Genomic DNA, 26,966 nt, shown 5'->3' on the forward strand with positions numbered 1-26,966 from the left:
AAAAACAGTTAAGTAGGTGATGAGGATGAGCAATAAAGATGCAGGAGCAATTGAACAAAAAGCTTCCATTTTCAACGTGCAAAGGTTCAACATATATGATGGACCCGGAGTGAGGACCATCATATTTTTCAAAGGATGCCCACTGCGTTGTGAATGGTGCTCAAACCCCGAAGGGTTAAAGCCAGGATATGACGTGATGGTAAAAAGCAACGTGTGTACCGATTGCGGTGCATGTGTAGAGGTCTGCCCTGTGGATATGCACATGATCCTGGAAAGTAATAATAAGCATAAGGTGCGGCGCGACATCCAATGTATCGGTTGTCACAAATGCGAGGGTGTTTGCCCCGCATCTGCTTTATTTATAGCAGGGGAAGAAAAAAGTATTTCTGAGCTTTTAGAGATCGTCGAAAAAGACAGAGCTTTTTATGATACTTCGGGTGGAGGAATTACCATTGGTGGCGGCGAACCTCTGTTGCAGCCAGAAGCGGCCGCAAATTTGCTAATGAAATGTAAGCAGGAAGGGATAAACACTGCAATCGAAACATCCGGTTATGCAAAGCAAGAGGACCTGTTTAAAGTGGCAGAATTTGTGGATTTATTCCTTTTCGACATAAAACATATTTCGCCGGAGAAGCACCTGGAATTTATGGGAGTTCGCAATGAGCTTATTTTAAGCAATCTGCAGGAACTTATTAGGCGCGGATATAATGTGCTTACCAGAATGCCTTTGCTTAAAGGTGTAAACAGCAGCAAAGAAGACATAGAAAAGGTCATTGATTTTTTGAAACCTTTCCGTGAATGCGAGAATTTTAAAGGCATAGATTTGCTTCCGTACCACAAGATGGGTGTACATAAGTATCAGCAGCTTGATAAAGAGTACCTTTGTAAAGAGGATGCGAGCTTAAATGTAGAAGAGATGAAAGAAATTGAAAGTTGGTTCAAAGCGCACGATTTCAATGTGAGAATAGTCAACCATTAAAATACTTTTCATAAGCGAAAAGCAAACTAAAAAGTATTATATTGGATACGATGGATACAAGAAAATAAAAGGATTAAATTAAGTATTCTTGTGGATCTTAATGGATTGCCATTATAATTGACTATAGCTCCTGCAAATCAATATCTGAATACGCCTGGTTACTTGCTATTCTGATAGTTGCAGTGGTAGCATTGTGGCAGGCAAGGACATTTGTGTCCCAATTCTAAGGGTGCAAAATCAAAAAAGATTACATCCTCAAAGAAGAAAACGATTATGGAAATTCTGGACCTCTTCCAGAATATTCCTTTCTACTTTTTATTCAAGCTTTTAATTTTCATAATTTACTGGTCATTTGTTCAGATTTATTTATCCTTAAAATTACACCAACTGGGTATATATTTCTCTTTAACATATATTACATGGGGATATCTGATCAAACTTTATGCAATGATGGTATATTATGCAAAATCCAGATTATCAAACCGGGGTAATATTCGGCATAGACATCGCAAAAGGCTCTTCCAGGGCCCGGGAGTTGCCAAGGTATGCAGTTGCTGTGTTGAAAGAGGGAGAGGTAACTCATCATAAAATGGTGCGCCTTCCGCGTATATTGAAGATGGTTCGCGAAGAGCATCCTGAATATATCGCAGTGGACAACATTTTTGAACTGGCTCCTAGCAAGAAGGAGCTTGTGCGTTTTCTTGAGAAACTTCCTGAAGGTGTCCGGCTTGTACAGGTTACAGGCGGTCTGCACAAGAAATCCCTTTTACATCTTGCAAAGGAAAATGGACTATCCTTCAACCAGTTCGATCCAAACGAGGAGGCAGAGGCATGTGCGCGTCTTGCAAGTATGGGAGTTGGCTCTGAAGTATCCCTTTTTGAAGACATCACGAAGATCAAGGTGAGTCGTGCCCGGTCGCTCGGACGTGGAGGCTGGAGCCAGAACAGGTATCGCCGTAAGGTCCATGGGGCTGTGAGGGAAAGGAGTCGTGAGGTCGAGGCGATATTGAAGAAAGCATCAAAGGAACACGGATATACGTATACAAGCAGGATATCCAGTGGATTCGGAGGTTATGTGCGTGCCGAGTTCACAGTATATGCAAAGAGGAATCAGGTGCCTGTTGGTTCCGGTTCCACTGCGGATGCCCAGATCCGTGTAAGCAACGTGGTGCGAGATAAGATCCAGTATACTCCCTTGACCAGGGTCAAAAGGCGCCCTACTATTGTGGGTATCGACCCCGGCACCACGGTAGGAATAGCTATACTCTCGTTCGATGCTGATCTTCTGCTCTTGAAAAGTGTTCGTGGCATTTCCCATGATGAAGTTGTCAAACTTATTGCTGAATATGGGAAGCCTGCGGTCATCGGTACGGATGTCACACCAACTCCGGGTTCTGTGGAGCGGATCCGGCGCAGTTTCAATGCTGTGATAAGTACGCCTTCTACGGAAATTTCCTCTGAGGAGAAGATCGCCCTTGGAAGACCATATGGCTATTCCAATGACCATGAACGTGACTCTCTTGCCGCTGCTCTTTATGCTCACCGGAATTACAAGAACATGTTCTCGCGTGTTGAGAAGAAAGCACCTCCCCATCTGAACATGGATAAGATAAAACTGTATGTGATCCAGGGTGCTTCCATAGGTGAAGCTATCGAGAAAGTTACCGGGGTGCCGGTTCCCGAGAAGAAACCTGTGAAGGTTTTGGAAACTCCTGATGAAGGTACTGAAGAAAGGGACAGGAAAATTTCAGAGAAACTTAAGTTAAAAGATACTCAGATCAGCAATCTCCGGGATTATCTCCAGGAACTTAAGAAGGAGTTGAAGTCAAAGGATAAGCGTATCTCAAAACTTGAACTTAAACTGGAGAAGATGAGGGAAGCTAATCATCTTCAGATTCGTAAGGACAAGGAGATCGAGATACGTGAACATAAGATCTCAGTTCTGAAGAAAGACCTGCGCAGGTCTAAAAAGTCATTAAAAAAGGCCCATTCCAACATCAAGAAATTGAAGCAGATAAGAAAGATGGAGATCAAGGGTGAGGGGATCCCTGTAAAGATTCTTCTGTCCTTTACCCGTGAGGCTATTTTAGAAACAAAGGACCATCTTGGCATCAAGAAAGGGGATGTTATCTTCCTTCAGGATGCAAGCGGTGGCAGTACAGTGACAGCTTCAATGGTAGTTGAACTGGGTGTTCGTGCTGTGATCACTTCCTCGGATGTGACCTATGCTGCAGAAGATGTTTTCTTCAGGGCAAATCTACCTTTGCTCAAAAATGTCAGGATACAGAGAGTTGACGATTTTGCAGTGGTAGACCCTGCCCTTCTTCAGGAAGCTCTGGATGGGTGGGAGAAGGAAGCTGAGAGAAAGCGTCAGGAAGAAAAAGAAAAGAAATTGAAGCATCTTGTGGATGAATATCGAAGTGAGAGGCGCAGGGGTCTTACCTGACCGGCTGCGATCTCATCCTGTTGCTTTACCTTGAAGTTTTCATCTTTTTATTTGGTCCTGGAATTCTTACTTCCTGTCAAAGAACATGTTCTTGCCCTTAATGCTGAGAGGCATTCCACATGCGATGTCAGCATCCAGAAGCCCGGCTGACAATGCTCCGGCACCCACTGAGTACATTACCCTGTTGTCAACACAGAGATCCTTTCCCCTTGCAGCAGCGCTTCCCAGTGCAATACCCATGTCGATGTACTTGAAAGAACAGTGCGGACCTGTAAAATCAACATTTACCTTTGAATGCTGGAGCATATCCTTGCAGCTTTCAAAACCACAGGCTCCACAGTTGAGACCAACGACACTTTCTGTCTTGAAACCGATAAGTAATACTGCATCTGCATTGCGTACATTCTGCGCATCACGCTTGAAGAATGCAAATCCTTCTCCTTTCCTGTCTGCCATTTCTTCCATGGCAGAGGCAAGGACCTCGACATCTTCCGTTTCCAGTAATGCTGTTACAATATCGTCCTTTCCTTTTGCTTTAGGCGCTGTCCTTGCTGCAACAAGTATTGTCTTTGCAAGCATCTCAATAGTTTCGGATTCAGGATTAAGTTTCATGAACATATTTATGTTATTTTCAGACTTAATAATTTCTGTGTAAAGCTATACGCATCTTTTTGTATTATCGTTCTCAATTACAATTTAAGATGACAATATCAGCATTGATCCTTGCAGGCGGGCGTGGAAGGCGTCTTGGAAATGTGGAAAAGGCCCTGATGAACTGTGAAGGGAAGTCCGTACTGGAAAGAACGATCAATATACTCGACGATATAGTTGATGAAGTACTGGTATCTGTCAGGGATGAAGGGCAGGAAAAAGAGTTCGAGGCATATTCCTGCGGCAAAAAGATGGTCCTTGACTGCTATTCTGACATAGGGCCCCTGGCAGGAATCCTTGAGGGTTTCAAAGCAGCAAAGGGTGGGTATATCTTTGTTACCGCATGTGACATGCCTTTTATTGATCCGAAAGTTGTTGAGTTCATGTTTCACTGTGCAGAAGGGCATGATGCAGCGGTACCACTGCGTCCGGATGGTTCCATGGAGCCACTATGCGGGGTCTATCGTGTTGCACCGATGTTGCCTTTGATCGAGAGTTCAATAAGCTCAGGGAAGAGGTTCATACTTGCACCTGTTTTTGAGCTGGATGATGTTGTGGGTGTTGAAATGGAGAAGATCCGCGATATCGATCCTGACTTAAAGACATTTATCAACATCAACACGTTTAATGATATGGATAAACTGGACATTTGTTGACATTCTGTATTTCTATTTCGTATTTCTAAAATCGGCACAATTAATTTATTGTTGATGTTTCTTTTAGATACTGTTTTTCCCATAGTTCATACAAAATCTATTTATATAAGTCACTCTCATAATTATTATGAGGATGTTATTACATCCCATAATTGCAGGCAATTAAGCCTGATACAAGAGGGGAACGATTTGAGAGATACAGAATCAGGACAACAGGAAGAAGAGTCTGGGCAGATTATGTACGAAGAAGAATGTAATGGGTTCTATTCAAGTTCAGGACAGGCATTTATCAGGATACCGATGAAATAATTGGGTTTCCAATGTTTGCTCCATCGATTTGTTGATCGATCCATTCGGTGTATCTGATATTAGGCAGAACTTATTCAGCAAAAGGAATGTCCCTTTTTAATTTCTTCTTTTTGCTTTTAACCATTTTTTGATTGATACTATTTTTATTTAAGTTTCAATATTATCACTCCAAATTTACTTTATCTCATTTTGTTTTCGATTCACCTCTTTCATTTGCAAAACATTATCAACTTTGAACACTAAAATTATATCAAAAAGTTTGAGAGTGATCCCAATGACCGATATTATCTGTTCCCAGCAGCGTGTTGAAGAATGTGTCATCAAAGAGGAACCCTACTATGTTCCTGTTGGAAATGAGGTCGAGATATTCAGGGCTGCTTATGAGAATAAACTGCCTGTCAGCCTCAAAGGGCCAACCGGTTGCGGGAAAACACGTTTTATCGAATATATGGCCTACCATCTGGCACGCCCTCTTATTACGATCTCCTGCCATGAGGACCTGACGGCTAACGATCTGATTGGCAGGTTCCTAATCAAAGGTGAAGGGACCGAATGGAACGATGGACCCTTAACAGCTGCTTTGAAGAGCGGTGCTATCTGTTATCTTGATGAGTTCGTGGAAGCAAGGATGGATACAAGGGTCGTGATCCATCCGCTGACAGATGACAGGCGTATAATGCCAATCGAGAAAATGGGCATTGTACTTCAGGCACCACCTGAGTTCATGCTGACCATCTCCTACAATCCGGGATACCAGAGCGTGCTGAAGGACCTGAAACAGAGCACAAGGCAGAGATTTGTTTCCATTGATTTTGATTACCCGCCGGTTGAACTTGAAACCGATATCGTTGCCCATGAAAGTGGTGTGGATGAGGAAACTGCCCGAACCCTTGTGGATATCGGACACCGAATACGTAATTTCAAGCAGCATGGTCTTGAGGAAGGGGTAAGCACCCGTCTTCTCATATATGCTGGTATGCTGATCAGGTCCGGGATAGGACCAAGGGAAGCATGCAGTGTCGCCATGGTTAAGCCGATCACCGATGATGCCGACCTCCAGAAAAGCATAGATGAGATCATATCAGCTATCATGGAGTGAAGCTAATTGTCTCAGGATGAAGGGGAGGTCGTTCATCTTAAGGATGTACTTGATATCCTGGATTCAACAGGTATGCTCGAGGACCTGTCAGATGTGGAAATTTCGGAAATATCTGTTGAATTTGGGAAATTGCCTCTGGAACTGCTTGTACTTTTCAGAAAACACCCATCCCGATTTGTGGAATGGTTCTCTATCTGGAGATCTTCACTTAACAAGGATAAGGGCCTTGGAAATGTTTATTTTTCGAACACATTTCCTGTACTTCTTGACCTTGGTTCTGCCACTTTCAGCGGATGGGTCGAGTTGGTCACAGAACTTAATTCTTTGAATCCCAGTGTCGGGAAGGCATTTCTGAGAAATATCGAAAAGCTTGTGCCTTTGATGGATCCGGATATTTTAGAGATCTGGTATCCGATAGTACAGGATCTCGCTGGGAGAAAATGGAGAGTTGCTATCGAGCTTATTGAGAGGACTGTGAATGTTCTTCCTGCTCTTCCAAAACACCAGAGAAAATTGCTTTTGCTTTCATCAAAGGAATTCAGGAATATTGATCTTCAGCTGTTCCTCACATTCTTTACCAGTGCACCTCTTGCATTAGCTGCACTCAGTAAAAGCGAGTTCGATAAATGGACATATCTCGGAGGAGAACTTGCTTTTGAGAACCGTGAGGTTGCCACCTTATTCCTGAAGATAACTCCAAAGTTCATTGGCAGGATCGACATTGAAGATCTTGCGGAATATGTGGAAATGGGCAAAGAACTCTTTTCATATGACGAACCAGAAGCTGCGAGAACTTTCTATGAGGCTGTTTTCAGGGGATTGGGAAATGGTCTTCACAGGTCTGACAGGGAAGGGACAAGACATCTCATCGATATTGGTGTGCAATTAACTAACATCTGCTGGAGGTGTGTTGAGAGCTTTTTTGAGAACGCACCTGAGATGCGAAATCATCTGGATGAAGAGGAGTTTGATGAGTGGGTCTCTATCGGGAAGGGCATTTCACAGAGTTCGACATTTTATGGCTCGGATTATTTCCATAGTTCTCTTTCTGTATTGAAGAACACCGATCGGAAATACTATCCGACATTATTCAACAATGCAAAGCTTCTGGCAGAAAATAACGGAATGCTTGCAGGTATCTATTTCTCTATCCTGTCAGATGTACTGCTCAATATACATCCCAGGGAGATCGAAAGATGGGTGCATACAGGTCTTGATGTCTTTGGAATTGACAGAGAAATGGCATTCAGTTTTTTCAGGAATTCCCCTGCATTGTTAAAGGACCTTGATGTTACAGAGCTCGATGAGTGGGCCAAAAAAGGTCTTTCCATTTTTGAAAGAGATCGTGGTGGAGGCAGGTCCTATTTCTCGCTTATGTCAAAAAGTGCAACTGAATTTGCTGAAAAACTGATGAGTGGTGTGGCACTTAAACGTGTGTCAAGGATCCTTAAGTATTACTCAGTGGGCATATCGGGAATAAATTTCACAATACGTTCAAAGAACTTCCTGTCAGGTGAATTCAGCAAGTATCCTAATCCGATAGTTTCCGGCAGGACGATCTATCTGGAGCCCACGGTAAAAGGTTATGGTGATTTCGAGGAGAACTTCACGATCTATAAGTTGGCTGTAATGCATGAAGTGGGACACATCCAGTTTGGAACTTCGGTCTTTGAGTTAGAGGCTTTTTTGCCACTGGTCGAAAAGATCGGCATGGATATTTTGGATCTTCCTGGGGATGTGGGAGTTGATCCTGCTGGTAAGTCCAATGCAGTTGCATCCGTTATCGGAAAGCTTTCGGCTCCATTCATTGCTGCTGACATAATGGGAATTATAGAAGATGCAAGGGTGGAGTACATGACAACATCCCTTTACAGGGGATTGCGCCGGGAGTTTGAAAAAGTAAGGATGCAGATGTCACAGAACAGAGCTCCAGATACGTTCGGTATTGGAAAGTTCACGGAATCTCTTTTGCTTTACTCTGTTGGTATCGAACCATCGTTTGGAATTGAGGCAGATCTTAAGGAAATTGTGGATTTTTCTCATGAAATACTTGTAAATAACGTTTTCAAACCTGATTCATCCACCCTTGATTCACTTGAAGTGACTATCGATATCTATGAAATGCTTACTGATCGTTTTGGTCCTCTGGAATTACTGGAATATGAACCTATAAGGAATTTTGATTATCGTGGAATGGGTGTTGGTGCGTCCTCTCTCACTCAATCTCGTAGTGAAGAGTTTTCGGAGCAGGTAATGGAATCTTTTATCCCGCAGACAGTCCTTCCGGATGACGAAGAGTTCATAGAGGGCAGACCGGGCAAAGGGCCGGAATATGCAAATTCGAAGAACTGGGAAGTGCTTGGCAGCTATAGTTATGATGAATGGGATTCCCGGATGCAGGATTATAAGAACGACTGGTGCACTGTCTATGAAGTATCCCCTTCAGGAAGTGACAATGAATTCTACCTTGAGGCCAGAGAGCATTATGCACGTGAGATCACTCTGATCAATCGTATCTTCAAGATGATGAAACCGGAATCATTCCGCAAATTACGCAGGCAACTGGATGGGGATGATTTTGATCTTGATGCTTTGATCGAGGCTTTTACTGACCGGAAGTGCGGTATCAATCCGACTGATAGGTTGTACATCAGAAGGGATAAGCGTGAGAGGGATGTTTCCACTCTTTTCCTTCTGGACATGAGTGCATCAACAAGGAAGAAACTGGAAAATGGTCGTCGGATACTTGATGTGGAAAAAGATTCCCTTATCATCATGACCCAGGCCCTTGAGAGCATAGGAGATAAGTATGCAATTGCAGCCTTTTCCGGTAATACCAGGTCCGATGTTGAATTCTATACGATAAAGGATTTCAACGAGCACTTCTCAGAGGATGCGGAATGCAAGATAAGCGCCTTGGAACCTGCAATGAACACAAGGCTAGGTGCTGCGATCCGTCATTCTATTTCAAAGCTTAAGGACATCGATGCTAGGGTAAAGCTTCTTGTCCTGCTTTCAGATGGTGACCCTTACGATCTTGGTTTTGCTGAAGGCAAATACGAAGGGCAGATGGCCATTGAGGACACAAGGGTTGCAATACAGGAAGGCAATGCCCTTGGGATGCACTTCTTCTGTATTACCGTTGACAGTGAAGCAGGGGAGTATCTGGATACCATCTTCTCGGATGTGGGGTACACTATAATCGATAATGCGGCTTCACTGCCGGAAAGGCTTCCGATGCTTTACAACAGGATAACTACCTGATATGTAAACTCAGATCATAACGTCTTCGCCGTTGGCAGGAGCATATCCTTCTGCACCGATTTCTTCATTTACCCATGTAGCGAAATCTTCAGCGTTCTCTCCATGCATGGTGAAGACCTTCTCTCCGCCTTTGTCACAGAACTTTTTCACAAGCTGTTTTAACTCACGGTCACCACAGTGGGATGAGAAATCATACTTTTCGACCTTCATGCGGACCTGCTGGATGATTCCATCGTTATCAATGATCCCGGTGTCGAGCATCATCCTTCCATTGGTGCCTTCTACCTGGTAGCCTGTAAGCATGATCTTGGATTTTGCGTCTTTGTAGAGCTGGTTGATGTAATAAAGCACAGGGCCACCGTTAAGCATGCCTGCAGTTGTCACGATCACGGAGCCATGAAGTGGAACTTTTGACCTTTTTCTGCCTTTGACAAATGTTGCATTATCAAATGCATGTTTCAGGTGTGCCGGGTTCTTCAGGTAATCAGGATGGTTCATTAGAAGTTTGTAGATCCCGACTCCCATTCCATCCACATAGCAGGGGATACCATGGTCACTGAGGACCATGAGTATTTCCTGTGTTCTTCCGATGGCGAAAGCAGGGATCAGGACGTTGCCTCCCATGTCCAGCGTATCCTTTAATGAATCGATGAATTCCCTTTCCGTTTCCTTTCTGGAAGGGTGGTCTTCGTTAAAATATGTGCTTTCTGTTATGAGGGCATCTGCTTTTGGAAGTTCATCTGCCACAGGTACAAGTCTTGTGTCAAGGGTGTTGATATCGCCTGTATAGACAATGCTTTTTCCATCCTTTTCAAGATATACTGCTGCAGAGCCGGGTATGTGACCTGCATTATAGAACTGTGCGGTGTAACCGTGAGCATGGAATTCTATACCGGTGTCCACCTTGTTGGTATTCATTGTCATCTGCTGGAGTTCCCAGCTGGTATAAGGCACGGACCTCCCTTCTCTTTCTGCTATTGCAAGTGTATCCCTTGCGAGTACATGTGCAAGATCTGCTGTTGGTGGGGTCATGAATACATCAGGTTTCATGTCCATGAGGTTTGCAACAGCGCCACAGTGGTCCAGATGACCGTGTGAAACAAAGACTGCTTTAGGATGGACTTCGCCCACAGGATAGAGTGGTGTCTCTCCCGGTTTGATCCCATAGTCGACCAGTATCTCATCGTTGACCAAGAGTGCAGAACGTCCAACTTCCTTACAACCGCCTTTGAATCCCAGTTTCATTTGTATCCCTTCTTTTGTTTATTTATGCAACAGCTTCCTGCCACTTCATGATCTTCCCGACAGGTATGCTGGTGCTTTTTGAAAGTTCTATTGCGTTTACTTCACCAAGCTCATCTACAGTTGAAACGCCTGCATCCTTGAGCTTTTCGGCTGTAACCTTTCCGATACCGGGTACATCCAGTATCTTCTCAGGTCTTGGAACTTCAGGAAGCTTCTTTTTCTCTTCTTCCTGTGTCTTCTTCCATTCGATGAAATTACATTGCGGGCAGCCAAGGTCCCATGGTCGTTTTCCGGCATTTATTATCTTAATATGGTAGATGCCGTGTTCCTCGCATATCTTATCGGTAACAATGACCTGTCCGCTCTTTGGAAGTGGGAGAGAGAAATTACAGTCAGGATAACCGTCACAGCCGATGAACCTCGAACCTCGTTTTGAGCGTCTGACTATAAGCTTTGAGCCACATTCTTTACAGATGCCGATGACCTTGTCTTCGCGAAGACCGGCACGTAATGATTCTGATATTTTCTCCTTATTGACTTCAAGTTCGGCAAATACATCATCAAGCATCTTCCTTGATTCGCTCAGGACATCCTCTTCATTGACCTTGCCTTCTGCAATACGGTCCATATTCTCTTCCAGCTTGCTTGTCATGTCATGCCTTGTGATCGTAGGGGCATATTCCTCAAGGGCCTCTACTACCGCAAAGGATGTTTTTGTAGGCTGGAGCGGATTTCCGTGGACGTATGCCCGTGAATAGAGCTTGCTGATGATCTCATGGCGTGTTGCTTTTGTGCCAAGCCCAAGCTCTTCCATGAGCTTGATAAGTCTTCCCTGTCCATACCTTCCGGGTGGCTGGGTCTCCTTGGATGTCATCTCCTTGCTCTTTATACTGAGCACATCACCTTCTTCAAGGGCAGGAAGCAGCCTGTCCTGTGGTGCATTGTATGGGTAGTACCATCTCCATCCCGCGTGAAGCAGTCTGGCTCCGTTTGCTTTGAATTCTTCGCTTTCAATGTCGAACTTTACCTTCAGGGTCTCCCACTCGGCCTCTTCAGCAAAGGTCGCAAAGAATCTCCTGACCACCAGTTCGTAAAGCTTCCATTCCTGGTCATTGAGCTCGCTCTTCTTTGCAAGTGATGCAGGATAGATAGGAGGATGATCTGTGGTCTCTTTCTTACCACGGGTCGGAACAAGTTTTTCCTTCGCGAGCAGTTTTTCAGCATATTCCTTGAAAGTGCCTTTCTTGAATACCTCGATCTGTTCTCTCAGGTCGATAGATGCCGGATAGACCGTGTTATCAGTCCTCGGGTATGAAATGAAACCGCTTGTATAGAGTGATTCTGCGATCCTCATGGCATTGGCAGCACTATAACCGATGGAACTTGCAGCGCCTATGAATTCGGTGGTATTGAATGGAGTAGGTGGCTTGTCCTTCTTCTTTGATTTGACAACTGAGGAAACCGTTGCATTGTCACCTATGATGTCCATTATCTTTTCAGCTTCGGTCTTGTCCCAGAACTTCGGGGTCTTGTGCTGAACATCGAAGAGTTCACCACTCTTACCCTTGAGGGTGGCAAATATTTCCCAGTATGGTTTTGAGACGAAAGCCTGTCTTTCTTTCTCCTTGTCGACTATCAATGCAAGGGTCGGTGACTGTACCCGTCCTACAGATAGGAAAAGCTTACCTAACCTGCCTGCTGAAATGGAAAGGTATCTTGTGAGCGATGCACCCCACACGAGGTCGATGACCTGTCTGGAATGACCTGCATCAGCAAGATCGAAGTCAATGGCTGCAGGATTTGCAAAAGCATCATCGATCTCCTTCTTTGTGATCGCGCTGTAGAACACACGGTCAAAGTCCACTTCCGGGTTCACTTTCTTGATGATCTCCAGTGCTTCGACACCAATAAGCTCTCCTTCCCTGTCGTAGTCAGTAGCAATGGTGACGTGGGTTGCTTCCTTTCCCAGTTTTTTAAGGGCACTCACGATCTTCACATGTGTAGGTGTAGTAATGACCTCCGCATCGATGAGCTCTCTTGACTCTACTTTCTGCCAGTTGTTATATGCTTTAGGGAAGTCCAGCTGGACTATATGTCCACTAAGCCCCATAACAACGGTCCTGTCCTCGTCCTTGAACTCGTAGGTATCCATTCCGCTGACACGTACCTGCTTTGGCTTCTTCGGGGCAAGGATACTTGCTATCCTTTTGGCCGCAATGTGTTTTTCTGCTATGATAAGATGCATCGAAAACTCCGGTATTATGATTTATAAATATATGGAACGTCTTGCCGTTACCAGTGAAACTATAATGGGTATGCCAGATGTTGAAAAATCTTTATATGATAAAAACTTTTGTATCACACTAATATTCTCGCATACTCGTTCCCGATCATCTGTTCCTGTTGAAATAATATAATATACTGTATTATATCCTATTCTGTCCGTTTCGATCCATATTATACAATAATGTTCAAAGAAAAGTAATACCTATTTTACTCTTCTTTTTTCTTATTTGTATCTATCCTGTTGCGAAGCTCATTGATCCCCAACGTCGGTGCCACCTTTTTAGGACAGACTGCAACACACTTGTACACAGTGTCGCATCCCCAGACACCGGATTCGGAGTCCACGATCTCAAGCCTTTCTTTTCTATTTTCTTCATTTTCCCTTGGGTCAAGGTCAAAACGCCATGCTTTTGCGAGAGCTGCCGGCCCGTAGTATTTCCTGTCCCTTTCTGCAACAGGACATGATCCGTGGCATATCGCACATAGGATGCAGTTAGTATATTGTTCAAGCTTGACCTGCGTTTCCTGATCCATAATGTTTTCCTTTTCAGGAATATCATTCTTCATCTCAAGCCAGGGTCTTACACTTTCCAGCAGGGAATAGAATGGATCCATATCTACCACAAGATCACGTATGACATCCAGGTTCGGTAATGGTTCTATCAATATTTCATCATTATCTGTTTCTGTCTTCTTGTTGGTTATCAGGACCTCCGGGTTCCCCTCATTCGTAGGTTCCTTCCTCAGGTCAGACACCTGGGTCTTGCAGGCGAGCCTTGGCACCCTGTTGATAAGCATTCCGCAACTTCCACAGACAGCACCTCTGCACGAGTATCGGAATGTCAGGCTTCCATCAAGCTTTTCCTGGACATAGAACAATGCTTCCAGCAAATTCATTCCCGGTCTGTCCTCAACCTCAAAGAGATCGTACCAGACATTTTCACCATCCTGTCTCCTGATCTTTAGCTTTATCATCAGTACGTCCTCCTCTGTGGCTGGAAGATCGTTATGTTAACATCCTTGTATTCCAGCCGGGGTCCTTCCGGTGTAAGATAGGCAAGTGTGTGCTTTAACCAGTTCTTGTCGTCCCTTTCAAGGAAATCAGTCCTGTAATGTGCTCCCCTGCTTTCCTCACGTACCAATGCCCCTAATGCGATCACATGTGCCAGGTCCAGCATACCCTTAAGTTCGATCGCATTGAGCAGTTCCAGATTGAACTCCCTGGCTTCTGTTCTGACCTTCAGTGACCTTGCTCGCGCTTCCAGCTTTTTGACATCTTCGACTGCCTTTTCAAGTTCCTTTTTCTCTCTGAATACTCCCACATTCTCCTGCATGGTCCTTTTAAGTTCCTCGCTGATGCTGGAATAGCTTTCACCATCATTTCCCATCATTTCGGAAATAGCAGTTTTTTCACTGTCAAGTGCCTGTGTCAGAGGATCATCGCTCGTTTCTCCCAGTGATGTAACATAATCTGCTGCATGTACTCCTGCCCTTCTTCCAAAGACCACAGTGTCAAGAAGGGAATTACCTCCCAGCCGGTTCGCACCATGAACACTTATACAGGCACATTCGCCAACTGCATAGAGACCGCTTGCAGGAGTGGCTCCATCCTTGTTCGAGCTGATTCCACCCATGGAGTAATGCTGTCCGGGTTGCACCGGGATGGGCTCCTCAACCGGGTCAATACCTGCAAAATCGATACATATTTGCCGTATGCCGCCCAGTCTTTCTTCGATAAGGTCCTTTCCAAGGTGAGTTATATCCAGATGGACATATCCTCCGGGGAACGCCCTTCCCTCGTCGATCTCCTGCTGGATAGACCTTGCAACGATATCCCTGGGGGCCAGTTCCATTGATGAGGATGCGTAGTCTTTCATGAACCTTTCATGGTCCTTGTTGTAGAGGTACCCGCCTTCACCCCTTGCACCCTCGGTGATCAGTATATTAGTGCCCCATAATGTTGTGGGATGGAACTGTACGAATTCCATATCCTGCAGTGGCACTCCTGCACGATAGGCCAGGCTTATGCCAAATCCCTTGTTGATGATGGCATTGGTGGACTTCTGGTAGATCCGCCCGTAACCTCCTGTGGCAAGCACTGTGGCCTTTGTTTTGAAAACCTCAAGTTCGGAGTTCAGCAGGTCCATAGCTACAAAACCCAGACACCTGTCATCCTCGATGACAAGTCTTGTTACAAGCCATTCCCTGTAGACCTTGATACCGGCACGTAATATCCTTTCATGAAGTGTATGAAGAATGTTATGTCCGGTCCTGTCTCCGGCGTAGCATGTTCTTGGGAATCCTGCACCTCCAAAAGGACGTTGTGCTATGGTGCCATCATCCTTCCTTGAAAAATTGGTGCCCCAGTGTTCCATTTCAAGCACCCTGTCAGGAGCTTCCTTGCACAATATCTCAACAGTGTCCTGATCAGCAAGGTAGTCGCTTCCCTTTACAGTATCAAATGCATGTGATTCCCAGCTGTCATCGGAACCAATGGATGCATTAATACCTCCCTGTGCAGCTCCGGAATGGCTGCGTATCAGAGGAACTTTTGAAACGATAGCTACATCCACTCCCCTTTCATGAAGCTCAATAGCACATCTGAGACCTGAAAGACCGCCTCCTATCACTACCACATCATGTGTAATCATTTTCTCACCCCGGTCATGTTGATAGGATCAAGAAGTTCTTCTACGTCTTTCTCATCCATTATGTTCATCTCTTTCACGACCTCGGTTATGCTCTTGTTCTCCCGGTGTGCAGTGTGTGCGATCTCTGCCGCCTTCTCATAACCTATGGTTGTTGCCAGTATGGTGACAAGAGCAAGGCTCTGCTTTGATAGTTCTTCACATCGTTCCCTGTTCACAGTGATCCCCCGAAGGCACTTTTCTGTAAAGGAGATCGATGCACCTGTGAGAATCTCTATCGAACTAAGAAGATCATAGGCAAGCACGGGGGTGAATACGTTGAGCTCGAACTGCCCTCCCTGTGCTGCCATAGTTATGGCTGTATCATTCCCGATGATCTGGAAACATGCCATGTTCAGCATCTCGGCCATTACGGGGTTCACTTTCCCGGGCATGATAGAAGACCCCGGTTGTACTGCCGGAAGGTTGATCTCTCCGATACCTGTTCTTGGACCGCTTGAAAGAAGACGCAGGTCGTTTGCGATCTTGATAAGGGTTACAGCAATACTTCGTAGTGCACCTGATGCTCCAAGAATGGCTTCTGCAGACTGCGTAGCCTCAAATGCATTTTTAGCAAGTCTGAAATCCTGACCTGTGATCAGTTCCATCTCTTTTATCGCCAGCTGGCCGAAATTTTCCGGTGTGTTCAGTCCGGTACCGACAGCAGTGCCTCCCATGTTCAGCTCCTAAAGACCATCAATGGCTACTTCAAGTCGTTTGATCCCGAGTTCAAGCATATGTGAATGTCCTGAGAATTCCTGTCCAAGCGTGACCGGCACAGCATCCTGGAGATGTGTCCTTCCAGGCTTGACGATCTTCATGAACTCAGCCGACCTTTCAGCAAATACTGTCAGCATTTCCACAAGTGCAGGCATGAGCTCTGAATTAATGGTCTCCACAGCTGCAATGTGTATGGCAGTATGTGTTGTATCATTTGAGGACTGGGACATGTTCACATGGTCATTCGGGTGTATTATGTCGTAATGTCCCTTTTCAACCCCAAGGATCTCAAGTGCCCTGTTGGCAATGACCTCATTTGCGTTCATGTTCTGTGAGGTCCCTGCACCTGACTGGAACGCATCTACCACGAACTGGTCATCGAACTTCCCTTCTCTTACTTCGGATGCAGCCCTTATTATGACTTCTCCTTTTGTGGTGTCAAGCTTTCCTGCTTCCATATTTGCACGTGCGGATGCCATCTTAATTGCAGCCTGTGCTTTTACAAAAGAAGGAGGCAGCCTCTGCCGGCTGACCTTGAAATTATTAACTGCCCTTGTTGTCTGAGGACCGTAATAGGCGTCCTCAGGCACTTCCACTTCCCCAAGTGTATCTTTCTCTAAACGGATATAACCCCCCCCAGGTTTATTTTATGGTTTTACTTTTCTATTATATACATCAGATCTCAGACATGTTCGATCTCCGTATGATCTGAAATTTCGGAATTTGTAGTGCAAAGATCATTAATGCTTAATTTATGAACATCATCATTTCCTGTGAGTCTTGCGAAATTCTCAAGTTCTTCGGTGGATACTCTCAGAAAGTTCTCAAGTTTCTTTGCAGAAATGTCGATCTTAAGCCTGGAACGAAGTTCAGGGTCCTGTGTTGTGACACCGACCGGACATTTTCCGGTATCGCATAACCTGTATTGCTGGCAGGCACATGCCATGAGCGCTGCTGTGCCTATGGCAATGGCATCTGCACCAAGTGCCAGTGCTTTTGCAAGATCGGAAGATACACGCAGACCGCCTGTGATGATCAGGGAAATATCCTTTATGTCTTTCTCATCAAGGAACTTCCTTGCACGGTAAAGTGCGAATATCGTGGGTATCGATGTTGTGTTCTTGACAAATTTCAATGCAGCAGCAGTCGCTCCGGGTCTCCCATCAATGGTGATAAAATCAGCCCCTGCATAAACAGCAACTTCAAGATCAGCTTCAATATTGCCTGCTGCCATCTTGATGCCTATGGGTTTGCCTCCCGATGTCTCTCTCAGCCAGTCGACCTTTGCTTTCAGGTCATCCTTATTCCGGATATCATCAAAATGTGCCGGACTTACGATGTCTGTGCCTTCGGGAAATCCTCTTATATCTGCCAGTTCCTTTGTTACTTTCTCGGCAGGCAGGTGTCCGCCCATGCCAGGCTTTGCGGATTGACCGATCTTGATCTCAATAGCATCCACTTTTTTGAGATTCTCTTCGGTGACGCTGTATCTATTTGGTACATACTCGAAAATGTACTTGTGGGCTTTCTCCATGCTCTCCTTAAGGATCCCACCTTCTCCAGAGCACATTGCAGTCTTAACAGCAGCACTTCCCATTGCAAGGGCCTGTTTTATTTCACTGGATAATGCGCCATATGACATATGGGTAATGAATACAGGAGTTTCAATAACAAGCGGGTGTTTTGCTTTTGGTCCGATGACGGTTGTCGTGTTAACAGCTTCATCCTCGTTAAGAGGCATCTTTGCAAGCTGTGCTCCTTTGACAAGGATGTCGTTCCATGAAATCACATCCTGCGTTGTTCTCATCGGTTCGAGGATCGATTCACCGGTAACAGAGATTTTATGGATATCTTCCATGTAGGGTTCAGTAATGTCAGAGGTCCTTCTCCATTCTCCAAGGTAGCCGCTAATGTCTACTTTTTCAAATTCTGATACCGTGATCTTGCTCTTTTGACCACATTTAGGACAGGTGACGATCTCCTGTGAGGTTATCTCTTCGATCTCCTCTTTTTCAACAGGCATCTGGTGGTTCTTGTCAGCACCACAGATCGGGCAGCGCCAGTCGTCAGGAAAATCTTCCGGCTTTGTTCCGGGTTTTATGCCGGTATTCGAGTCTCCCCTGGTATCATCATATTCAAAAGCACCACAGACATTGCATCGATATTCAGTCATCCTGAAAGCACACCCCTTTTGCTATCATCAAAAATATCAGACTGGCATCTGGTGGCTTTTGTCAGCACCACATATCGGACATTTCCAGTCGTCAGGGAAATCCTCCGGTTTTGTTCCCGGCTCGATGCCCATTTCAGCGTTGCCTTCTGTGTCATCGTATTCAAAAACGTTACAAACATTGCACCGATAGTTTGTCATTTCAATTCAGACTCCTTTTGTTAAATGAATAGTGTTATTTTCGCATCCCTTGCTTCATTGATATAGGTGCCCACTGCACCGTATTCATCGATCCATTCGGTGCGAAGCTCTTCAACTTTGACTCCCATGATCTCCATGGTCATCTCACAGGCGAGTATTCTCCCGCCCAGTTCCTTGTAGTCGTTCATGAGCTTTTCAAGAGGAGCTACATTTGCTGCTTTCATGCGTTTGTTTATCATCCACTTTCCAAGTCCCAGCATGTGCATCTTGGACAAAGGCCCCTTTTCAAGTCCGCCTTTCTTAAGTCGCTGAAGTCCCCAGAAAGTAAAGTACATGGAAACATCCATTCCCATTGCAAGTGCTCCATTGCCAACTATAAGGGCGCTGTATAGTTTGTCCATATCCCCACTATGGACAATAATGACAGCCTTATCGGTAATATCTGCCGTATCGGTCATAGTAACCCCCAATTGTTACCTGCGTATCTTTATCTTCCATTCCTCATCTTTTTCTTCAACACCAATGATCTCAAGTCCCAGTGCTTTGCAGGCCATTGGTATCTCCTTTTTTGATGCGGGATGTGTTCCCAGAATCGTGACTTCATCTCCTGCTGATGCCTTCTTCAAAGCTTTGCGGCATTCTACAAGAGGTACCGGGCATGTTTCGCCTCTGGTGTCGATTTCTATTTCTGCCATGGTTTTCCCCATAAATTTGTGTAGATCATAAATGTGATGCAGCACCACAAATTGATCCCAAATAAGCTATCTTTATTATACTATTAAAGTATTGTTACCTTGTCAAAAATAGCCGCATTGCGATCTTAACCGCATCCTGTGGACTTGCTGCAACCCGTGCTCCTTCAACATCCCATTTTGATTCCAGTGTGACCACGGGCTTTCCCATCTTAAGTGAAAGAGCTATCTCTGAAAGTGTACCGTATTCCCCATCTACAGCTATCAGCGCATCACATGATTGTGCAATGATCGCATTTCTTGCATGGCTCATTGCAGTCACGATAACAAGATCGATATACTCGTTCGCATCCTCTTTCCTGTTTCCCGGAAGGATGCCTATGGCCTGTCCGCCTTCTGCTTTACATCCCTTTGCTGCGGCTTCCATCACACCACCCAGACCTCCGCAAATGAGTATTGCGTTGTTCTTTGCGATCTCAGCACCGACAGCCTCGGCAAGTCCGGCTACCCTATTATTGCATGAACCTGCACCTATGACTCCTATCTGTATCAATGCATCATGCTCCTTTTTGTCGATCAGATGTATTCGCCCTGGATCCTGATGATGTCCTTGCTGTCCTTTGCTCTGGAGTAATCTTCAAGGGGTTCTTTATTGACCTCAAGGAAACTATGTCCCCAGTTGAACTTTGACAGGATCTCCTCGGCCTGTTCCTTATTTCCAAGTATATAAAGGGCTGCTGCAAATGCTTCCACGGAGTTGAGCCTGAAAGGTCGGCCGAAGTTCACAGGATTGGCAGCTACAAGATAGGGAAGTGCACGGTGTTTGAGCTGCAATTTCAAAAGTTGTGGAAAAACTTCCTCAACTGTCTCCCAGGAGCAATCAAGTACAGTTATGTTCTGCTCGTTCCGATCTGCCGGGGAAAGTGCCTGCTCTGCCATTGGGTCAAGCAGAATGCTTCCACGGGGGATCTTCTGGACCTTGTCGAAAAGGCGTGCAAGGTCAAATCGTGCCATCTTTTTCCCGGTGCATTTTTTCGGATCACACTGGCGAGCGTGATAAATATGAAGGTGGTACTTTTTCTCTTTCTGTTTATCCATGAAGCATTAATTGTTGTGTTTAAGGTTATACTTTTTGGATTACAACCCCCATCACAAAAGTTGAAAAATAGGTATGAAGCCTGATACCGAGAATACCCTGTATCAGGTTCAAATTGGTGGTAGTATTCGTTTTTCCTCAAAGACATTCTCAAATAGGTTTTAATAATGCTTTTGAGTACTTGCTAATCAGCACTATACTATTTAAATGTTAACAGCGCAAACATTGTAAAAAACAGGTATTGAAATATTAAAACCATTTCTTTATTTGTATCCCCCATGCACTTTTTCTCTTCAATAGATAACTAAATAAAATGTTCAGTTGTTATAATGCATGATATAGTAGCAGGATATGTTCTTATGAATATTATAAAAGGAGCAATTATTGGACTGGTTTGCACGGTCGTTCTCTATATGGTGCCGTTGATAAATGCACTTTCTCCGTTCTTCGGAGGTTTTCTCGGAGGGTATGTTGCTTCCGAAGGTGCTTTCGGTGGCTTTAAAGTAGGTGTGTTGATGTCTTTACTGGCAGCTATTCCCGGATTCATGCTTTCAGGTGCTTTGGCACTTCTGCTTGCAGATGTTCCTGTACTGGGTGCTATTCTGGCAGGATCAGGTATTTTTATCACATTCGTAATTGTCATCTACACTGCGATATTCGGGATTATCGGTGGTGTTGTAGGTGGAGCAGTAGCGGATAACAACTGATCTGTCCTTATTCTTTTTTATCCGGGAAGCTAAATGATACCTGAAAAAGAAGTAGTCATGGAGATCCCATGGGACGCTGAAGGGAGATTATTGTCAAGACCTAACAGGTTCTTGGGAATAGTGGACATCACATCAATTTCCGGATCTCCTGCTGATATACAGGAAGAGAAGGTCCACATACATGATCCCGGAAGACTTGAAGACCTGCTTTATACAGGGAACGACCTGCTTTTGAAAAAAGCTTCCAATACTAACAGAAAGACCGGCTGGGATGTCATTGCTGCTAAAGCTGATGATGGATGGATCCTTATAAATTCAGCATTCCATCGCAAGATCGCGGAATGGGCCATAAGGAATGAGGTCTGCCCTTTCTTTGAAGGACTGGATTCAGTTGCAGCCGAGCAGAAGTTCGGAGAAAGCCGGTTGGACTTCCTTCTCGGGAAAGGTGACAGGAGGATATGGGTTGAAGTAAAAGGCTGCACTCTCATAGATGATGGGAGAGCAATATTTCCTGATGCACCAACATCAAGGGGAAGAAGGCATGTTGGGGAGCTGATCAAGGCAGTTGTGGGTGGTGATGAAGCACTTCTGCTCATCCTTGTGTTCAGGCCTGATGCACAATGTTTCGCACCAAATGAGGTTATTGATCCTGACCTTGCAGCCGCATTCAGGGATGCGATCGGTGCTGGTGTAAAGGTATGCCCTTTGGTATTCAGCTATGAGGGCCGGGAAATTATCTACAGGGGAAGAATTCCTTTGTGTGATGGTTGGAGCTGATATTTTATTGTTACTTATAAGGAGTTGATGTGATTGGATATCGAGGAAGTTGTGAGAATTCATGCAAATCCTTCAGGGGAAGATGGGAGAAACGTGGGTCTTGAAATGAACGAGCATCATTATGAACTATGGAAATGGGGCATTGGGCATATTTCCATTGGACAGGATTCATGGATACTCGATGTTGGTTGTGGTGGTGGTCGTGCTGTAAGTATACTTGCAGACCTGGTAAAGGCTGGTAAAGTTTATGGCGTTGACCATTCCAGTGAGATGGTCGGTCTTGCTACCGAGCTGAACAGGGATGCGGTTGACAGTGAACATGTGACCATAATCCATTCCCCGGTCTCAGAGTTGCCGTTTCCTGATGATATGTTCGATATTGTCACAGCTTTTGAGACATGCTATTTCTGGCCGGATATTGTGGAGGATCTCAAAGAGGTCAGGCGTGTGCTCAAAGATGATGGGACGCTTCTGATAGTCAATGAAATGTACGAGCATAGCAACTTTGGGGAAAGGAACTCACCTTTCACTGACGTGGGTGGAATGAACATCTTCTCACCTCAGGATTACGGGGATATGCTTGAAAGTGCAGGTTTCTCTTCTGTTGAGATCGATGAGGTGCCGGAAAATAACTGGATAACCGTGATCGCAAAGAAATGAGCAGGGGTTGAACATGCAGGTAACAGAACATGTGCATGCCATAAAGATACCTTTCAGCCTGACCAGCGACTCAGGTATGCTCATCGAGCGCTTCGTATATGCCTATCTTATCTATGGCAGGGAAGTCTGCCTTGTGGATTGTGGTGTTGCATCCTCTGAGAAGATCATCTTTGACTACATGAAAAAGACAGGCAGGGATCCGCAGGAGATCTCACTGATAGTGCAGACGCATTCCCATGCGGACCACATAGGTGCTACTCCTGTGATAAAGGAACTGACTGGATGCGAAGTTGCTGCTCACAGTGATGCTCTAGAGTGGATCGAAGATCCTGATGTACAGTTCAGGGAGCGTCCAATACCGAATTTTGATACACTTTCAGGCGGTCCGGTGAAAGTGGACCGTGTGCTTGAGGATGGGGATGTGATCGACCTTGGCGAGGGTATGGCCATTAGAGTAATTCACACTCCCGGTCACTCAAATGGCTCGATCTCATTGGTGTTGTCCCCTGACCATGTGCTTTTCTCCGGTGATTCCATTCCTCTGCCGGGAGATATTCCGATCTATGATAATGTTGCAGAGGTCATCTCATCTCTCAGGAAGCTCAGGGAGACTGGTGGTGTGAAGTTGCTTTTATCCTCTTGGGATGATCCGGTCAAAGGTGATGATGTCTACAAGGCAATTGATGAGGGTATTGACTATGTCAAAAGGGTTCATGAGGCTGTTCTGGGTTTCTCATCGGTTTCATGGGAAAAGGTTCTGGAAGAGATTGGATTGGAAGGTGTGCCTGTCAACCCACTGGTCGTGAGAACCTTTGAGGCTCATTTGAAAGAGGATGTAGATATTTCCTGACTTTTCTGTTCTTTCAATGGATTCCAGTATTTCTATTTTTGTCACTGTTCTTCCTTAATGCAGCCCATACCAAAATTCCTGATAGGACGATCAGTAAACTGCTTATGTGGAAAGGAGTTTCAAAACTGACATACCCTCCAAAAACACCTCCGATCAGAGGTCCCATTGCTACTCCTGCTGCCTGTGCACTGGTTATGGTGCTGACCTTGCTGCTAACTTTTTTCTCGCCTGATAGTTCCACTGCAAGAGCGAGCAGGGGTGTCTCAACTGCTGCCATGGCTATACCCTGTAGTAACCTCAGCAGGATGAGGGAGTTTATGTCATCTACATGCCCGAGGCCATAGACTATGATCGCGTTAAAGAAGATGCCTGCAAGTATGGGAAGCTTTCTTCCGAACCTGTCCGAGAGGATGCCTATTGGCACCTGGAATACGATCCTTGAGATCACGTAAGCAGATAGTGCTATCCCGAGCAGGAACTCACTTGCTTCAAGCCTTGTCTGATAGGCAGGCAGGAGAGAAAGTATGAGCATTATGCCTACAAGCATCATGAACATGGCAATGGCAAGTATCTTAATGATGAAAGGTCCGTCAGTAGAAGCTTCATCCGGGTTTTTGGTCTCAGGTGCTTTTGTTTCTTTCACAAAAAGGACTATGAGGATAGTACTTAACAGAACAAGGGCTGCACTGATGTAGAATCCGGCAACGAATCCATAGTAGGTCACAACAGCACCGCCGACCATTGAACCTATTCCAAAGGCTGCTCCCCTGAGACTGAAGTAGATGCCAATTGCCTGACCTCTGGCCGTTGAAGCGGATAGGTGTGTGACCATTGTAATGATGGCAGGAATGGTTGCACCTATTGCAATTCCCTGGATGATCCTGAAGAAAAGTATTGATTCAAAGTACCCTGAGATGGCATAGATGTAACAGATAATTGCGAAAATCATGTAACCAATGGTCAGGAAAAGCTTCCTCCTGTCAAGCCGTTCGCTTAGCCTTCCCATATATGGTTGGGATATGGAGTTCGCCAGCCCGAATACAGTTGTTGCGAGTCCTGCTTTGAGAACAACCGGCATATCCTGCAGTATCAGGGAGTCCATGTTCGCAACGTACAAAGGTATTATGAACACCAGCATTCCGGTAGCAAGGTCTTTGAAGAGCTTGGATATGGAGAGGACGTAAAGCTGGCGCTTAATTGGATGGTCCGAGGGTGCCATATATTCATTTATTTATAATGTATGGTATAAAAGGAAGTAGGGTGGTATCTTGTTGTGGATTTTGATACATTTTTCTAAGAACTGTTAAATATTAATTATGTCAATCTAATATTGGAGGTTATAAAATGATCGAATCAATATGGGGTCTTTTTGAATTATTGGCAGTTGTCTGGGTCATCTATGATGTAGTGACACAGAATAAGAGACTAAGCGGTGCAATGAAAGTTGTGTGGATACTTGTTGCAGTTATATTTAATATCTTTGGCGCCGCTGCATATTACTTCTTAGGCAGAAAATAAGATTTCTGCCAGTTTTGTTTTTTGATTTTTTTTGAGATGCTTTGAAAATACAGCAGTGCTGATATGAAATAATAACATAGTTCTTCAAAGCAGCAATTCAAATCGAATCTGTGAAATATCAATGGTAAATTCGATGGATAAAAAAGGAAATGATCTTCATTGAGTGTATTTCCTGAGTATCATTATCTGTTTATAGAAAAATGATTAATTTACTTATTTTTGGCTCGAGCAGCCACTCCTCTTGAAAGTATCTTGTAGGTCATCAAATATATTCCAAGGATTAATAATATTATATTTTGAGTGATTGTAAGACCACTGTTAGATAGAACTGGTATGTTAATACCAAGGAAATTGCTTATACTGGCAATGAAGAATGCGAATCCTGCTGTCTCACTTATAATACTTTGGTTTTTGTCGATTATTCCCATAATTGATCATCCATGAATTCGGTCATTAGTTCGAAGTTTTTGTTCATTAACTGGAACCGGCTGCTTCAAGTGTTCGATCATCTTTAATTTAATGAGTTAACGATCTTTCACTCTAAATGGTCTTTATTTGTATTTAATTGCAGTGTCTGAAGAAAGAAAAAAGGAAATGTAAGATCAAAAATGAATGTGGGAATATGAACGAGATCAAAGATTCCCACGCAGTCTCTCAGCGTATAGTATCCTGCGAACTGAGAATTGCAATGCTGCTCGCCTCATACTGCAATCCTGTTCCATGCAGATCTCATATACTTTATCAAACGCAGTTATCATCTTCTGCTGGAGCCTTTCCAGAACTTTATCTTCTTCCCAGTAATCCTGGCTGAGGTTCTGTATCCATTCAAAGTAACTTACAACAACGCCACCGGCATTGGCAAGTATGTCAGGTACAATTATTACGGATCTGTCAAGCAATATCCGGCTTGCGTCCATTGTAACAGGAGCATTGGCAAGTTCAAGGATTATTTTTGCTTTTATGTCATTTACGTTCTCGCGTTTGATCTGTTTTGAAAGAGCTGCAGGGATGAGTATTTCACAATCGGTTGCCAGTAATTCTTCATTTGTTATATTCCTGGTCTCCGGGAAATCGATCACACTTCCGGTCTTGTACTTGTGGTCTATGACCTCCATGATATCAAGACCCTCTTCCTTGAAAATTCCACCACTTGAGTCGCTTACTGCACATATTGTGAATCCGTTCTCATAGAGAATCCGTGCAGCGTTCAATCCTACTTTTCCGAATCCCTGAATGGCAACACAAAGGCTGGACTTATCCAGTTCGAGCTTCTTCATGGCTGCTTCAAGTATGTAAACGCCTCCAAGGGATGTGGAATATTTCCTGACCTGACTTCCTCCTAACTCTATTGGCTTACCGGTAACAATCGAAGGGGTGTGCTCCCTTTTTATTCTCTCGAACTCGTCAAGTATCCATACCATGATCTGCTCATCGGTATACACATCAGGTGCAGGAATGTCCTTCAATGGTCCGATGTAGTCAGCGATCTCCCGAATATAGGCTCTGGTAACTCTTTCAAGTTCACCTCGGCTGAGCTCTTTGGTATTGGTGACGATGCCGCCTTTTGCTCCCCCGAATGGTATGTCAACAAGGGCGCATTTTATAGACATCAGGAAGGCGAGGTCCTGAAGATATTCAATGGTAAGGTCCGGATGATATCGTATCCCTCCTTTAGTGGGGCCCCGGGCATCATTGTACTGTACCCTGTGACCCACGAACATCTTCATTCTCCCGGAATCCATGCGAACAGGGAAATGTACTGTAAAAGAACGTTTTGGCATGTCGAGCAGATCTATCTCCTCTGTTGACATGGCAAGGTGATCATAGAGGATTTCCATTTCCTGCATGCACAGTGTGCAGGTCATTGCACTATCTGAATGGATCCTTTCGATTTTGTTTTCTTTCAAAATTGCACTTCCTGATCTTCCCTTATGCTAATATTCGAGTAACCGT

25 protein-coding genes and 1 pseudogene are annotated in these 26,966 nt (G+C 44.7%); 10 read left to right on the top strand and 16 right to left on the bottom strand.

Annotated features, from left to right (window positions below):
* Positions 1–25 precede the first annotated feature (25 nt).
* The gene (gene cutD / locus BMX02_RS06995; protein WP_091689984.1) at positions 26–979 is read left to right on the top strand and encodes a choline TMA-lyase-activating enzyme; all 954 of its coding nucleotides are present in this window, start codon (positions 26–28) and stop codon (positions 977–979) included.
* Between the two features lie 460 nt (positions 980–1,439).
* Positions 1,440–3,425: a DUF460 domain-containing protein gene (locus BMX02_RS07000; protein ID WP_091689985.1), complete on the top strand. Its 1,986-nt coding sequence runs from the start codon at positions 1,440–1,442 to the stop codon at positions 3,423–3,425.
* Between the two features lie 66 nt (positions 3,426–3,491).
* On the opposite strand, the gene BMX02_RS07005 is transcribed toward BMX02_RS07000, so the two are convergent.
* Positions 3,492–4,037: a ferredoxin domain-containing protein gene (locus tag BMX02_RS07005; RefSeq protein ID WP_091690143.1), complete on the bottom strand. Its 546-nt coding sequence runs from the start codon at positions 4,035–4,037 to the stop codon at positions 3,492–3,494.
* Positions 4,038–4,126: 89 nt separating this feature from the next.
* Between BMX02_RS07005 and mobA the strand changes: the two genes are divergently transcribed.
* From mobA to BMX02_RS07020, 3 genes are all read left to right on the top strand, one after another.
* Positions 4,127–4,732, top strand: a complete 606-nt coding sequence (gene mobA / locus BMX02_RS07010; protein WP_091689986.1) for a molybdenum cofactor guanylyltransferase — start codon at positions 4,127–4,129, stop codon at positions 4,730–4,732.
* A gap of 583 nt (positions 4,733–5,315) precedes the next feature.
* Positions 5,316–6,140, top strand: a complete 825-nt coding sequence (locus BMX02_RS07015; protein WP_091689987.1) for a CbbQ/NirQ/NorQ/GpvN family protein — start codon at positions 5,316–5,318, stop codon at positions 6,138–6,140.
* 6 nt (positions 6,141–6,146) lie between these two features.
* The gene (locus BMX02_RS07020; protein ID WP_091689988.1) at positions 6,147–9,404 is read left to right on the top strand and encodes a nitric oxide reductase activation protein NorD; all 3,258 of its coding nucleotides are present in this window, start codon (positions 6,147–6,149) and stop codon (positions 9,402–9,404) included.
* Between the two features lie 9 nt (positions 9,405–9,413).
* Here the strand turns inward: BMX02_RS07020 and BMX02_RS07025 are convergent, their stop codons facing one another.
* The 12 genes and pseudogenes from BMX02_RS07025 to BMX02_RS07075 form a co-directional block, all read right to left on the bottom strand.
* Complete coding sequence (locus BMX02_RS07025; protein WP_091689989.1) at positions 9,414–10,649, bottom strand: MBL fold metallo-hydrolase; 1,236 nt, start codon at positions 10,647–10,649, stop codon at positions 9,414–9,416.
* Positions 10,650–10,671: 22 nt separating this feature from the next.
* Entirely contained in the window at positions 10,672–12,894 is a 2,223-nt protein-coding gene (locus BMX02_RS07030) for a DNA topoisomerase I (protein ID WP_091689990.1), read from the bottom strand.
* 248 nt (positions 12,895–13,142) lie between these two features.
* Entirely contained in the window at positions 13,143–13,910 is a 768-nt protein-coding gene (locus BMX02_RS07035) for a succinate dehydrogenase/fumarate reductase iron-sulfur subunit (protein ID WP_091689991.1), read from the bottom strand.
* Positions 13,910–15,586, bottom strand: coding sequence for an FAD-dependent oxidoreductase (locus tag BMX02_RS07040; protein WP_091689992.1), 1,677 nt, complete (start codon positions 15,584–15,586; stop codon positions 13,910–13,912). The genes BMX02_RS07035 and BMX02_RS07040 overlap by 1 nt, the downstream gene beginning before the upstream one ends.
* The gene (locus BMX02_RS12120) at positions 15,583–15,984 is read right to left on the bottom strand and encodes a hypothetical protein (protein ID WP_342707211.1); all 402 of its coding nucleotides are present in this window, start codon (positions 15,982–15,984) and stop codon (positions 15,583–15,585) included. The genes BMX02_RS07040 and BMX02_RS12120 overlap by 4 nt, the downstream gene beginning before the upstream one ends.
* Positions 15,964–16,938, bottom strand: a pseudogene (locus BMX02_RS07045) (lyase family protein); the annotation flags it as partial. The gene BMX02_RS12120 and the pseudogene BMX02_RS07045, both read right to left, overlap by 21 nt.
* An 86-nt stretch (positions 16,939–17,024) precedes the next feature.
* Positions 17,025–18,515 (bottom strand): glutamate synthase-related protein, encoded by a 1,491-nt coding sequence (locus BMX02_RS07050; RefSeq protein ID WP_091689993.1) that lies wholly within the window; start codon positions 18,513–18,515, stop codon positions 17,025–17,027.
* A gap of 36 nt (positions 18,516–18,551) precedes the next feature.
* The gene (locus tag BMX02_RS07055; protein ID WP_091689994.1) at positions 18,552–18,713 is read right to left on the bottom strand and encodes a rubredoxin; all 162 of its coding nucleotides are present in this window, start codon (positions 18,711–18,713) and stop codon (positions 18,552–18,554) included.
* 20 nt (positions 18,714–18,733) lie between these two features.
* A complete protein-coding gene (locus BMX02_RS07060; RefSeq protein WP_091690144.1) occupies positions 18,734–19,153 on the bottom strand; it encodes a DsrE/DsrF/DrsH-like family protein in 420 nt (139 codons plus the stop codon).
* Positions 19,154–19,186: 33 nt separating this feature from the next.
* Entirely contained in the window at positions 19,187–19,408 is a 222-nt protein-coding gene (locus BMX02_RS07065; RefSeq protein WP_091689995.1) for a sulfurtransferase TusA family protein, read from the bottom strand.
* Positions 19,409–19,502: 94 nt separating this feature from the next.
* Positions 19,503–19,958 (bottom strand): TIGR00725 family protein, encoded by a 456-nt coding sequence (locus tag BMX02_RS07070; RefSeq protein WP_091689996.1) that lies wholly within the window; start codon positions 19,956–19,958, stop codon positions 19,503–19,505.
* 23 nt (positions 19,959–19,981) lie between these two features.
* On the bottom strand, positions 19,982–20,503 hold the full coding sequence (locus BMX02_RS07075; protein WP_091689997.1) for a DUF367 family protein: 522 nt from the start codon (positions 20,501–20,503) through the stop codon (positions 19,982–19,984).
* A gap of 357 nt (positions 20,504–20,860) precedes the next feature.
* Between BMX02_RS07075 and BMX02_RS07080 the strand changes: the two genes are divergently transcribed.
* Genes BMX02_RS07080 through BMX02_RS07095 form a run of 4 tightly spaced genes read left to right on the top strand, consistent with a single transcriptional unit; the run spans position 20,861 to position 23,495 of the window.
* Entirely contained in the window at positions 20,861–21,208 is a 348-nt protein-coding gene (locus tag BMX02_RS07080) for a DUF5518 domain-containing protein (RefSeq protein ID WP_091690145.1), read from the top strand.
* 33 nt (positions 21,209–21,241) lie between these two features.
* Entirely contained in the window at positions 21,242–21,985 is a 744-nt protein-coding gene (gene sfsA, locus BMX02_RS07085; RefSeq protein WP_244624959.1) for a DNA/RNA nuclease SfsA, read from the top strand.
* Positions 21,986–22,018: 33 nt separating this feature from the next.
* Entirely contained in the window at positions 22,019–22,645 is a 627-nt protein-coding gene (locus BMX02_RS07090; RefSeq protein ID WP_091689998.1) for a class I SAM-dependent methyltransferase, read from the top strand.
* A gap of 13 nt (positions 22,646–22,658) precedes the next feature.
* Positions 22,659–23,495 carry an MBL fold metallo-hydrolase gene (locus BMX02_RS07095; RefSeq protein ID WP_091689999.1) on the top strand — a complete coding sequence of 279 codons (837 nt, stop codon included), beginning with the start codon at positions 22,659–22,661 and terminating at the stop codon, positions 23,493–23,495.
* Between the two features lie 13 nt (positions 23,496–23,508).
* Here BMX02_RS07095 and BMX02_RS07100 read toward each other — a convergent pair whose 3' ends face one another.
* Positions 23,509–24,714 (bottom strand): MFS transporter, encoded by a 1,206-nt coding sequence (locus BMX02_RS07100; RefSeq protein WP_091690000.1) that lies wholly within the window; start codon positions 24,712–24,714, stop codon positions 23,509–23,511.
* A gap of 125 nt (positions 24,715–24,839) precedes the next feature.
* Between BMX02_RS07100 and BMX02_RS07105 the strand changes: the two genes are divergently transcribed.
* Positions 24,840–25,013, top strand: coding sequence for a PLDc N-terminal domain-containing protein (locus BMX02_RS07105; protein ID WP_091690001.1), 174 nt, complete (start codon positions 24,840–24,842; stop codon positions 25,011–25,013).
* 209 nt (positions 25,014–25,222) lie between these two features.
* Here BMX02_RS07105 and BMX02_RS07110 read toward each other — a convergent pair whose 3' ends face one another.
* Complete coding sequence (locus BMX02_RS07110) at positions 25,223–25,441, bottom strand: hypothetical protein (RefSeq protein ID WP_091690002.1); 219 nt, start codon at positions 25,439–25,441, stop codon at positions 25,223–25,225.
* A 204-nt stretch (positions 25,442–25,645) separates the two neighbouring features.
* Positions 25,646–26,920: a Glu/Leu/Phe/Val family dehydrogenase gene (locus BMX02_RS07115; RefSeq protein WP_091690003.1), complete on the bottom strand. Its 1,275-nt coding sequence runs from the start codon at positions 26,918–26,920 to the stop codon at positions 25,646–25,648.
* Between the last annotated feature and the right edge of the window lie 46 nt (positions 26,921–26,966).

This window comes from Methanococcoides vulcani (assembly GCF_900111645.1).
GTDB lineage: Archaea > Halobacteriota > Methanosarcinia > Methanosarcinales > Methanosarcinaceae > Methanococcoides > Methanococcoides vulcani.